Raw genomic sequence first — 12452 nt, 5'->3', positions numbered from 1 at the left:
GTGTAAATCAGTTTTTTAAATATTTTTATTTAAAATAAATCATGAAAGTTTATTAATAAACGTTAAGGTTTGTAAAATTTTTATATTTTCGTAAATCTTTAATTAAATAAAAAAACATGTCTAAAATTTGGGTTAAGAAGCCAATGAGCGCTTATGAAGCTGATATCAAAAAGAGCCAGCTGAAACGCGTTCTGGGAAAATGGAGCCTTACTGCTATCGGAATCGGAGCAATCATTGGAGGAGGAATTTTTGTACTTACAGGAACAGGTGCTTATTATAATGCAGGGCCTGCACTGGCACTTTCATTCGTAATTGCGGGGATCGCCTGCGTATTTGCAGCACTTTGTTATGCTGAATTTGCTTCCATACTTCCCGTAGAAGGTTCCGCTTATGCTTATGCTTATGGAACGGTAGGAGAAATTTTTGCGTGGATCATAGGCTGGGGACTGATACTTGAATACGCTATGGGGTCAATGACCGTCGCCGTATCCTGGTCAGGATATTTTGCCAAGCTTCTCAAAATGTTCGGACTGCATCTTCCGGCTTATCTTACAACAGATCCACAGACTTATATTGCAGCAGGAAATTCTGGGTTTTCCATGAATTTACCTGCATTTTTGATTGTTTTCTTTGTGATTTCTATTCTGGTAAGAGGAACAAAAGGTGCTGCTAAAGCTAATAATTTTATTGTAGTGCTTAAAGTTTCCGCTATTATTTTTGTAATCGTTGCAGGGGCATTTATTATTTTAAATTCAGCTGAACCTTTTAAAAACTGGATTCCCTTTATTCCTGAACCAACTACTATCACGGAAAATGGAGTTTCACATTCCGCCTACGGTATTGCAGGTGTTGTTGCGGGAGCATCGGCTATTTTCTTTGCTTATGTAGGCTTTGATGCCGTTTCTACACAGGCAGGAGAAGCTATTAATCCTAAAAAGGACGTACCGTTTGCGATCATCGCTTCGCTGATCATCTGTACCCTGTTATATATCCTTGTTTCTTTGGTATTAACAGGAATGATGCATTATACAGACTTTAATCCGCTTGGTAAATATCCGGATGCGATCAAAGCTCCTGTAGCATACGCATTTGATATTGCCGGATATGCCTGGGCAGGATATATTATTACCATTGCTGCTACAGTAGGGTTGATCTCTGTACTGATGGTAATGATTATGGGACAGTCAAGAATCTTCCTTGGAATGTCTAAAGACGGATTGATTCCTGCTACTTTTTCAAAAGTAAATCCTAAAACTGGAGTGCCTACAAAAAACCTTCTTATTTTAGGAGTAGTGATTGCTATTGTTGCTTCCCTTACCCCAATCAATGATCTTGCACACATGACCAGTTTCGGGACATTATTTGCATTTACAATGGTTTGTGTAGCGGTTTGGGTACTTAGAGTGAAAGAGCCTAATCTACAGAGAAACTTTAAAGTTCCTGCTTTACCGCTTATTGCTTGTTTAGGTATTGCAATCAACGTTTATCTGATCTTTAACCTAAGTAAGGAAGCTCAGATGTATTCTTTTGCATGGCTTATCATTGGATTTTTTGTGTACTTCCTGTATAGTAAAAAGCATTCAAAACTTCAGAACGGAGGTTTTGGAGAAACTTTTAAAGCAGAACAGGAGCCTTTAGAAAAACCTGATCTAGATTAATAAAAAATATCAACTTAAAATCCACAGAATTCTGTGGATTTTTTATTTTTGTTTCTATGAAAAAGCTTATACCATTTTTATTTTCCTTTTTAGGGATTTTTACATTTTCTCAACAGATAGAAAGTTTTGAGACGATTCTTAATGACAAAATAAGCATCAGGGCTTTGGAAATTGATGATGAGAAAGTTTGGTACAGTGGAACAGATTCAAAATTCGGATTTGTTGATCTTAGAAACAATGAAAACCGGAAGCAGATTAGCCTTTCCGATAAAAAGCTCCAGTTTAGGACGCTTGCACAGGATAAGAATTCTTTTTATGCCATTAATATTGAAAGTCCTGCCTATTTTTTTAAGATTGATAAAAAAGATCTGAAATCAGAAATTATCTTTACTGATACTGTAAAAACCGCTTTTTACGATGCGCTGCATTTTGTGAATGATCAGTTGGCTTATACCTTCAGCGATGCAGATAAGGATAATCTGCTGAAACTGGCTGTTTACCGAAACGGGAAATGGAAAATGTTTAAAAATAATGTACAACTGAACAGTGGTGAAGCAGCTTTTGCAGCAAGCAATACCAATATTGCATCCACAAAAAAGTATCTGTGGATTGCAACCGGGGGAAAAGCCTCACGAATTCTGAGAATGAATTTGAAAAAAGAAAGTATCCGGGCTTTTGAAACGCCTTTTGTTCAGGGAGAATCTTCCCAGGGAATGTATTCAATAGATTTTTATGATAACCGATTCGGGATTGCAGTAGGCGGAGATTATACCAAACAGGATGCAAATATCAATAATATTGCCACGACAAACGATGGTGGTAAAAGCTGGCAGGTTCAGGCGTCTGGGCAAAATGCAGGTTACACGACCTGCGTAAAAATTAAGCCGGGATCAAAAGGAAAAGAAATCATTGCTGTAGGGGATAAGCATATCAGTTATTCTTCTGATTTCGGGAAAACATGGAAGAAAATTTCTGATGAAAAAGGATTTTTTGTTTGCAGCTGGATAGATGGCAACACCATTGTTTTTGCAGGAAAAGATAGAATTTCGCTCATGAAATTAAAATTTTAAATCTTAGGGATAGAATTTATCATTATTAGAAGATTCCAGTAACAATCATATTTAGACTCATTATAAAATACGGCCTAATATATTTCATGGTTTAAAATTCATTCGTAATGGTTAATTTTGCAGGATGAAATTTATGTTAAGTTTCATGATTCGATAATATTTTAAATTTTGAAATGAATTCTTTAATAGATAAGTATAATATTCCCGGACCGCGTTACACGTCTTATCCCACTGTTCCTTATTGGGACGAATCTACATTTTCTCCTGAAAATTGGAGGGAAAGTGTGATCAGGTCATTTCATGAGAGTAATGCAGAGGAGGGAATTTCTATTTATATTCACTTGCCTTTCTGCGAGGCATTGTGCACATTCTGTGCCTGCCACAAACGCATCACAAAACAGCACAGCGTTGAGATTCCGTATTTGGAAAGTGTTTTAAAGGAATGGAAGCTTTATCTTGAACTCTTTGAAGAAAGACCAAAGCTTAAAGAACTTCACCTTGGAGGCGGTACCCCTACATTTTTTTCACCAAAAAATTTAAAAACCTTATTGGAAGGTATCTTTGAAACTGTAGACATAGCAGAACATCCTGAGTTTTCTTTTGAAGGACATCCCAATAATACGACAAGGGATCACCTTCAGACGTTATACGATCTTGGCTTCAGAAGAGTAAGTTTTGGAGTTCAGGATTATGATCCTAAAGTTCAAAAGGCGATCAACAGAATACAATCCTTTGAAAATGTAAAAAATGTAACAGAATGGGCTAAGGAAATCGGTTACAGAGGAATCAGTCATGATTTGGTTTTCGGACTTCCGCACCAGAGTTGGGAGGCTATGGAGCATACCATCAGAAAAACCATGGAACTGAAGCCGGACAGGCTTGCTTTTTATTCCTATGCACATGTTCCATGGGTAAAAGGGGTAGGACAGAGAGGTTTTGATGAAAATGATCTTCCTAGTGGTGAAGAAAAACGCCGTTTGTATGAAGACGGAAAAAAACTGCTTGAGAATTTAGGATATATAGAAGTAGGAATGGATCATTTTTCTCTTGAACATGATGATCTATACCAATCTCTGATTCATAAAAAACTTCACAGGAACTTTATGGGCTATACTTCAAGCAATACCCAGCTGATGATAGGTCTTGGAATGTCTGCTATTTCAGATTCCTGGTACGCTTTTGCACAGAATGTAAAAACGGTGGAAGAATACCAGAAGATTATTGAAGAAGGCAAAATTCCTGTGGTAAAAGGCCATATCCTTAATGAAGAAGACCTTACTGTAAGAAGGCATATTTTGAATCTGATGTGCCAGCTTGAAACAACATTTACTGATAAAAATTCTTTTCCGGAACTGGAAAATGCATTTGAAATGCTGCAGGAAATGGAAAAAGATGAACTGGTGGAGATTTACGACAATCAAATCAAGATCACAGAAAAAGGAAGAGCATTTACGAGAAATGTAGCGATGGTTTTTGATCTCAGGATGATGAGGAATAAGCCGGAAACGAGAATTTTTTCTATGACGATATAAAAATAAAACAAAAGCGGTTCCATCGGAACCGCTTTTTTATTGAAGTAAAATTTCTATCATTTAATAATAAGTTTCTGGCTGTAAGACTTCACATCTCCTGATTTGATGATCAGGTAATAAGCTCCGGCTGGAATTCCTGTAATATCCACGCTGCCGTCGTTTTCAATTTTTGCTTTTTCCAGAACTATTTTTCCTTCTGTACTGATAAGATCTGCAGTATTGTTCATATCTGCCAGGCCTTCAATGAAAACCTTTTCGGAAGCGGGGTTGGGATGGACGTACATTGAAGTTAAGCGGTCCGTCTCGTCTGTTGCCAGTGCTCCGGTTGTGATTTTAAATATCTTCCCGCTGTTTACTGCTGCCACAAATAATTCTTTCTGAGAATTCTGTCCGAAAGTAGAAAAGTTGTTCCCTGAACTTGGAGAATTCCACACAATAGAATTATCCGGATTCAGAATCCCAATCTGTTCAGAACAGTAATCTGCAAAGAAATATTTCCCCTGAAGGGCGGGATACTGGCTTCCTCTGTAAACATATCCGCCGGTTATGGAACATTTTCCTCCTGAATGATCATAAACCGCAACCGGGAATGTCATTGTGGACATGGGAGCGCAGCCTGCTGTATTGTAGGCATTATTGCCTTCATAACAGCGCCATCCGTAATTGATTCCGGCCTGGGTAACAGGCATTTTGTTGATCTCTTCGATGGCTCCCTGACCAACATCAGCGATCATTACATTTCCAGTGTCGGTGTCAAATGAAAATTTCCATGCATTTCTAAGTCCGTAAGCCCAGATCTCGTCAGCTCCGGTCACTGAAGTCCCTGCAAAAGGATTTCCGGGTGGAATATTATACGGTCCTGTGGCATTCACATCTATCCTTAACATTTTTCCCAGAAGTGAATTTATGTTTTGGGCATTGTTGTTGGGGTCTCCACCGCTTCCGCCATCTCCTGTAACGATCCAAAGATTTCCGTCGGGAGCAAAATGAATACTTCCACCATTATGATTGGCAAACGGTTTCGGGATATTCAGGAGAATTTTTTCAGAAGCAGGATCTGCAACATCCGGGTTGGTAGAGCTTGCAGAATATCTGGCTACAATAATATTTCCGGCGGTATTGTTGTAATACACAAAGAAATATCGGTTGGTTGCATACTGGGGATGAAATGCAAGGCCAAGGAGGCCTCTTTCTCCTCCGTAAAGCACTTTAGAGCTGATATTCAAAAAATCAGCACTGTTGATCGTGCCGTTAGGCTGAATGATTTTGATGATCCCGTTCTGCTGTACAACGAAAAGACGGGTGTCATTGGCATTTGTAATTTCAACAGGGCTGGTAAGCCCGGACGCAAATTCTACCAAATTAATGCTTTGAGAATTAACGATTAAAGAAGAAAAAACGCCTAGGGTAAAAAATAGTTTTTTCATAATATTTTGATATTTAGTGTATTGATCTATGAATGAAAATTTTATACCAATCGGAATTTGAAAATTTCATTACGATAAGGAAGAAAAATTATTAAATCTTAAATAGAAGTTAAAACCCCGATATATCTGAAAATAAACTGTTTCTGCTGTTAAAAAATTCATAAAATAATAATAAAATCATTATATTTGCCGACTTAATTTAACGTAGTTATAACAAAATGCAAGGAAAAGGACTTATTACAATTGTTGCTATTGTACTAGGGTTAATTTGCTTAAATGAGCTATTACCAACTTGGTACGCCAGCAAAATTGAAAGGCAGGCGACTGCTGTTGCAGGAGACAATCCGGAAAAGTATCAGAAAGAAATTACAAGACTTTCTAAAGATACTTTGGATCTGGTATTCACAAAACTTTATTACACTAAAGCCAAAGACAAGGAAATGAAACTTGGTCTTGACTTGAAAGGAGGGATCAATGTTCTTTTGGAAATCAACCAAAGAGACCTGGTGAATGATTTAACCAATTATTCTACCAATCCTGTTCTTATCGAGGCTTTAAACAAAACGGATGAAGTTCAGAAGAATTCTACAAAATCTTACATCGATAATTTCTTCGATCAGTTTGAGGCGATCAACAGAGCAAAAGGAACGAACCTTAAGCTTGCAGATCCTGAACTTTTCGGGAATACCAATTTATCGGAGATCAAGTACAATACGACTGATGATCAGGTAAAAAGTATCATCAAAAGAAGAATTGATCTTTCTGTAGGTACTGCTTTCGAAGTAATCAGAACCAGAATCGATAAAATGGGTGCGGTGCAGCCAAACGTTCAGAGAGTACCGGGTACGGCAAGAATTTCTGTTGAAATGCCTGGTATGAAAGATATCGACAAGGTGAAGAAAATGCTTCAGACTTCCGCAAAACTTCAGTTCTGGGAAGTACAGCAGGTTCCAGAAATAGCACCATATTTCCAGACATTGACTACAATGGTGGGTATAAAAGGTGATTCTATGGGAGTTGCGAAGAACATCAACTTCATGAGCCTTTTAAACCTTGACAAATTAAGATCAAACGGTGTTGCAAGCGTAAAACTTTCAGATACTGCTGCTGTAAACAAAATTTTGAACAGCAAGGTAGGTCAGTCATTACGTCCGGCTAACATTAAATATACACAGTTCATGTGGGGTTACAAACCTGAAGCTACAGATACTGAAAGTTTAGTATTGTATGCGATCAGAGGTAACATCAACCAAAAGGCTCCGGTAGACGGTGCTGTTGAAACGGCGAGCATTGGCTATGATGAGCTAAGCAGAGTGGTAGTAGACATGCAGATGGATTCCAAAGGAGCTAAAGAATGGAAAACATTAACTGAGAAGAACGTAGGTAAACCGGTAGCGGTAACACTGGATGGCAGAGTATATACTGCACCAAACGTTGTAAACGCTATTCCTAACGGTAGAACACAGATCTCAGGTAACTTCTCTCAGGAGGAAGCTAAGGAATTGGTAGACGTTTTAGGAGCTGGTAAATTACCGGCGGGTGCAAAAGTAGTTCAGGCTACAGTAGTAGGACCTTCATTAGGACAGGAATCTATTAATGCAGGGGTTATTTCATTTGCTATCGCATTCCTGATTATTATTGTTTATATCATTTTCTATTACGGTGGTGCAGGTGTGTACGCTGTAATTGCAATGATTATCAACTTATTCTATATTTTCGGAATTATGGATTCCGGAGACTTTACATTAACGCTTCCGGGTATCGCGGGTATCGTTCTTACGATGGCAATGGCGGTCGATACGAACGTAATCATCTACGAAAGAACCAAAGAAGAATTATTTGCAGGAAAAAGCATTCTGGAAGCTTACAAAGACGGTTTCAAGCATGCATTAAGTGCGATTGTTGATGGTCACTTAACGACCTTATTAACGGCCGGTGTACTTTTCTTATTCGGAACAGGACCTATCAAAGGATTTGCCCTGACTTTAGGAATCGGTATCTTAATGACATTCTTTACTTCCGTATTGCTTTCCAGAGTAATGATCTTCACAAGATTGAATAAAGGAAAACATCTTTCTGTCTGGACTCCTCCAACGAAGAACCTATTCAGAAATACCTGGATCGATTTTATCGGAAAAAGAAAATATGCTTATATCATTTCGGGTATTTTAACAGTGATTTGTGTTGTATCTATCGCAATGAACGGATTCAAATACGGAATCGACTTTACAGGAGGTAGAAATTATGTGGTAAGATTTGATAAAGCTGTTAATGCTGAAGATATTGAACAGAACCTGGTAAAAGTATTCAAAACTGAAGATGGTAAAAACTCTTCTGTTGAAGCTAAAACTTTCGGAAATGACAGACAGCTGAAAATTTCTACAGATTATCTTATTGAAGATGAATCTTTAAAAGCTGACCAGACTGTAGAGCAGAAATTATATGAAGGATTAAAGGCTAGCTTACCTGCCAAGACTACATTGAATGATTTCAAATCTGCAGATAAGGAACATGCAGGAATTATCTCTTCTGAAAAAGTAGGTCCTACGGTAGCAGATGATATCAAAACTCACGGTATGCTTGCTGTAGCAGCTGCTTTGGCGGGTATCTTCATCTATATCTTATTTAGATTTAGAAAATGGCAATTCTCATTGGGTGCTGTTGTAGCTTTATTCCATGATGCGGTAATTATTTTAGGAGCTTATTCATTGCTTCATAAATTTATGCCGTTCAACATGGAGATCAATCAGGATTTTGTTGCAGCAATCCTTACAGTACTGGGATATTCAATTAATGATACCGTTATTATCTTCGATAGAATCAGAGAGTATTTAAGAGAGAAGAAAGCCTTAACATTAGCTGGATTATTTGATGACTCTATCTCAAGTACATTAGGTAGAACATTCAACACTTCATTTACAACGATTCTTGTGATCCTGGCGATCTTCATCTTCGGGGGTGATAACCTGAGAGGATTTATGTTTGCCATGTTAATCGGTATCGGATTCGGTACTTATTCATCAATCTTTATTGCATCGGCTATCGCTTATGATTTCCTTAAAAAAGGGAAAGAAGAAGAGGTACATGGTAAAACCACTTCCAGCAAAGAAGTGCTTGCTTCAAAGTAATATCAACTACAATAAATAAGTAAAGGCCGTTTCTTTCGAAATGGCCTTTTTTGTTCTGAACTTTAGGTTGTATAACCCGGTTTTCGGTTTCAAAATTTAATATTTAAAATTCAAGGTTTAAATTTAAATTTGTGTGGGCCATATCTGAAATCTGATGTCTGACATCAAAAATCTTGATTCTTGGTTCTTGGCTCTTCCTTAAATTCACAATTTAGAACCATTATATTTCAGATTTCATTAATTTTGCACCACTATGGAAAAATCAAGGAAAAAAGCAGCCATCGGCTTTATATTTATCACTCTGCTTATTGACATTACTGGATGGGGAATCATTATTCCCGTAGTTCCTAAATTAATTGAGGAACTGATCCATGCCGATATCAGTGAAGCAGCAAAATATGGTGGCTGGCTTGGTTTTGCTTATGCATTTACTCAGTTTATTTTTTCACCTGTTGTAGGAAACCTAAGTGATAAATATGGACGGAGGCCTATTATCCTGATTTCCCTCTTTGGATTTGCAGTAGATTATATTTTTCTTGCCCTCGCGCCAACAATATGGTGGCTCTTCGTCGGCAGGATTATTGCCGGAATTACGGGAGCCAGTGTAACAACGGCCAGTGCCTATATTGCTGATATTTCTACAGATGAAGACAGGGCTAAGAACTTTGGCCTTATCGGGGCTGCATTTGGTCTAGGATTTATCATTGGACCTGTATTGGGAGGAGTTTTGGGACATTATGGAGCCAGAGTGCCTTTCTATGCTGCAGCTGGTTTATGCCTTTTAAATTTCCTTTACGGTTATTTCGTTCTTCCTGAAAGTTTAGATAAAGATAAAAGAAGAGAATTCGACTGGAAACGTGCCAATCCTATCGGTTCATTTAAGTTTTTAGGGAAGCACCCGGAAATTTCGGGATTGATATTTGCCCTTATCCTAATTTATATTGCGGGACATGCGGTACAGAGTAACTGGAGCTTTTTTACCATGTATAAATTTAGCTGGACGGAAAGGATGGTCGGAATCTCATTAGGTGTGGTAGGGCTTTTAGTTGGCCTTGTTCAGGGGGTTCTGATACGCTGGACTACTCCGAGACTGGGTGAGCAGAAAAGTATTTATTACGGATTGGCTCTGTATGCATTAGGGATGCTGTTGTTTGCTTTTGCTACAGAAGGCTGGATGATGTTTGCATTTTTGGTTCCTTATTGTTTAGGGGGAATCTGTGGACCGGCATTGCAGTCAGTAATTACGAAAAGTGTTCCTTCCAATGAGCAGGGAGAGCTTCAGGGAGCATTGACCAGCTTAATGAGCGCTACTTCCATTATAGGGCCGCCATTGATGACCAATCTGTTTTACTTCTTTACCCATGATGAAGCGCCGTTTGAATTTTCAGGGGCACCATTCTTCCTGGCATTTATTTTAATGGCGATAAGTGTAGTGATGACTTACTATGCTTTTAAGAAGAACAATAAAAAGCTGATTGAAAAATTGTAATCAGAAGGAGCATTAAAATTGAAATTATTTTAATTAAATAGCTCTTATAGACCATATTCTCAATATAAACCAGATGATTTATAGATTGGACTGAAAAAAGTACAGTAAAAAAGAGCTGGATGATTTTTTATAGAACCGCTTCAGTACTTAAAATACCGGAACTTGTATTACTTTCAACTTGTGAAAAATAACTTGCAGCCCAGCAAAAAAATCAACAGTTAATCAAAACATCCTTACCCTCAAAGTATTGAATCCCATAGTTTTAATTTTACAAAATCTTAAAATTTGTTTAAAATTTTAGTTTCCTGTAAATAAATGTATAAACTTTCGTAATTTTACTGCATGGAATTAAGCATTGGAGAAATGGCATTGATCGCGGTGGCGATTGTTGTATTATTCGGTCCGGATAAACTTCCTCAGATAGCGCGTGACTTAGGCTCAGGCGTTAGAAAGATGCGTGGCGCAGTGGAAGACATTAAAACTGAGATCATGAAGGAAACCGATAATCCTGTTTCTGAAATCAAACGCGAAATTGAGAAGGTAAAAGATGCGGCAAAAGACTTCAATCCCATGAAGAATATTGAAAAAGATATTGTGACCGGACCCTCCGCTACTAATGACCCACCAAAACTTAAGCCTGCCGATGACGAAACCTACGAAGGGCCTGTAAGCAGATAATTCATGGAAGAGATCATTCAGGAAGATAAAAAGGTTTTTTTATACCTTAATAATTTGGGGGATACTTCCTTCGACCAGTTTTGGATGCTCATTTCCAGTACATGGATCTGGGTACCGCTTTACATCATATTTCTTTACTTTTTATACAAGAACTATAAGCTAAAATCCTTAGTTTTTATTCTTATATTCATTGCACTTGGAGCTACGGTTTCTGATCAGCTGGCAAGTGTCTTCAAATATGGAGTGGCCAGGCTTCGGCCCTGTCATGATCCCAGTTTAGAACATTATATGAGGATCGTGAAGTGTGGTGGACAGTACGGGTTTTATTCTGCCCACGCTTCCAATACCTTCTTTTTGGCAGCTTATTTAAGTATTTTATTGAAAAAGAAGCTCAATTGGTTTCCATATGCTATATTTGTATGGGCTGTGGTAGTTTCTTACAGCCGGATATATTTAGGAGTGCATTTCCCAATAGATATTTTGGTGGGGGCGTTTGTTGGATCTTTATTGGGAGTGATATTTGGAGTGCTCGCCAAAAAAGTCATCAACAAACAAAATATAGCTTCATGAAAAAATCTTTATTACTGATAGCATTCATATGCTCTTCATTCAGTCTTTACGCACAGGATAAAAATAAAGCCGAAGAATGCTTTAAAAAAGCCGATTATAAATGTGCAGAGGAACAATACAGTAAATTAGCAGAAAAAGAACAGATCCAGAAATTTCAGTCCGAATATTACAATAACCTCGGGACAGCCCAAAGACGGTTGGGGAAGCCTGCATTAGCTTTGAAATCTTATGAATCTGCTTTAAAGGCAAATCCTTTATCAGCTCCTGTATATGCCAATCTTGCATCACTGAATAGCCAGAAAGGAAATAAGACTAAAGCACTGGAATATATTTCCACCGGTCTCAAAATCGATGCTGAAAACCCTGAATTTTACCTTACCCGTTCCAAGATCTATGACAGTCAGGGGAAAAAAGACCTTGCCCTGAATGATCTTAAACAGATCCTGACTTTTGCACCGGATAACATTTTTGCCAAAACGGGACTAGCCAACCTGAAGAAAAATAACGGTGATCTGGATGGCGCCTTAAAAGACTATAATCAGTTGATCTCTGAAAAACCGGAATCATTATTGTATAACGGCAGGGCAGATGTTTATTTCAAAATGAAAAAATCTAAAGAAGCTCTTACAGACGTTAATAAAGCCATTTCCATAGATCCGAAATTTTCTCATTCCTATGTAACCAAAGCATTAGTCCTATTTGATACGGCAAAGCCTAAAGAAGCCTGTGAAAATCTGGATAAAGCAGTAAGTTTAGGCTATGAAAAAGCGATTTTGACAGATTATTATACTAAATGTGTAAAAAAATAAATCTTACATAAAGACAATCCTTCCGGGCGCGGCATGAAATGCCGCGCCCGGAAGGATTGTATCAGACAGAATAAGCCACGATGATAATGCA

The 12452-nt window shown here is 38.0% G+C and carries 9 protein-coding genes; 8 read left to right on the top strand and 1 reads right to left on the bottom strand.

Annotation, left to right across the window (positions count from 1 at the left end; all coding sequences use genetic code 11):
* Window positions 1-116: 116 nt before the first annotated feature.
* From J2T03_RS05990 to hemN, 3 genes are all read left to right on the top strand, one after another.
* Window positions 117-1658 carry an APC family permease gene (locus J2T03_RS05990; RefSeq protein WP_307210050.1) on the top strand — a complete coding sequence of 514 codons (1542 nt, stop codon included), beginning with the start codon at window positions 117-119 and terminating at the stop codon, window positions 1656-1658.
* Between the two features lie 56 nt (window positions 1659-1714).
* Complete coding sequence (locus J2T03_RS05985) at window positions 1715-2728, top strand: WD40/YVTN/BNR-like repeat-containing protein (RefSeq protein WP_307210048.1); 1014 nt, start codon at window positions 1715-1717, stop codon at window positions 2726-2728.
* 173 nt (window positions 2729-2901) lie between these two features.
* Window positions 2902-4260, top strand: a complete 1359-nt coding sequence (gene hemN / locus J2T03_RS05980) for an oxygen-independent coproporphyrinogen III oxidase (RefSeq protein WP_307210046.1) — start codon at window positions 2902-2904, stop codon at window positions 4258-4260.
* A gap of 56 nt (window positions 4261-4316) precedes the next feature.
* Here the strand turns inward: hemN and J2T03_RS05975 are convergent, their stop codons facing one another.
* Window positions 4317-5687: a PQQ-dependent sugar dehydrogenase gene (locus J2T03_RS05975; protein WP_306845798.1), complete on the bottom strand. Its 1371-nt coding sequence runs from the start codon at window positions 5685-5687 to the stop codon at window positions 4317-4319.
* Window positions 5688-5905: 218 nt separating this feature from the next.
* Here J2T03_RS05975 and secD point away from each other — a divergent pair, with 218 nt between their 5' ends.
* The 5 genes from secD to J2T03_RS05950 all read left to right on the top strand — a co-directional run bounded on the left by secD (window position 5906) and on the right by J2T03_RS05950 (window position 12361).
* Complete coding sequence (gene secD, locus J2T03_RS05970) at window positions 5906-8815, top strand: protein translocase subunit SecD (protein ID WP_306845799.1); 2910 nt, start codon at window positions 5906-5908, stop codon at window positions 8813-8815.
* Between the two features lie 253 nt (window positions 8816-9068).
* Entirely contained in the window at window positions 9069-10304 is a 1236-nt protein-coding gene (locus tag J2T03_RS05965; RefSeq protein ID WP_306845802.1) for a TCR/Tet family MFS transporter, read from the top strand.
* A 342-nt stretch (window positions 10305-10646) separates the two neighbouring features.
* Window positions 10647-10982: a Sec-independent protein translocase subunit TatA/TatB gene (locus tag J2T03_RS05960; RefSeq protein ID WP_306845803.1), complete on the top strand. Its 336-nt coding sequence runs from the start codon at window positions 10647-10649 to the stop codon at window positions 10980-10982.
* Window positions 10983-10985: 3 nt separating this feature from the next.
* Window positions 10986-11552, top strand: a complete 567-nt coding sequence (locus tag J2T03_RS05955) for a phosphatase PAP2 family protein (protein WP_307210044.1) — start codon at window positions 10986-10988, stop codon at window positions 11550-11552.
* On the top strand, window positions 11549-12361 hold the full coding sequence (locus J2T03_RS05950) for a tetratricopeptide repeat protein (RefSeq protein ID WP_306845806.1): 813 nt from the start codon (window positions 11549-11551) through the stop codon (window positions 12359-12361). Before J2T03_RS05955 ends, J2T03_RS05950 begins: the two co-directional genes overlap by 4 nt.
* Window positions 12362-12452: the final 91 nt, after the last annotated feature.

The sequence above is a fragment of the Chryseobacterium lathyri genome, from assembly GCF_030812195.1.
Lineage (GTDB): Bacteria > Bacteroidota > Bacteroidia > Flavobacteriales > Weeksellaceae > Chryseobacterium > Chryseobacterium lathyri_A.
Note: the sequence above shows the minus strand (reverse complement) of the source record. Positions and strands in the feature narration are given on the sequence as shown.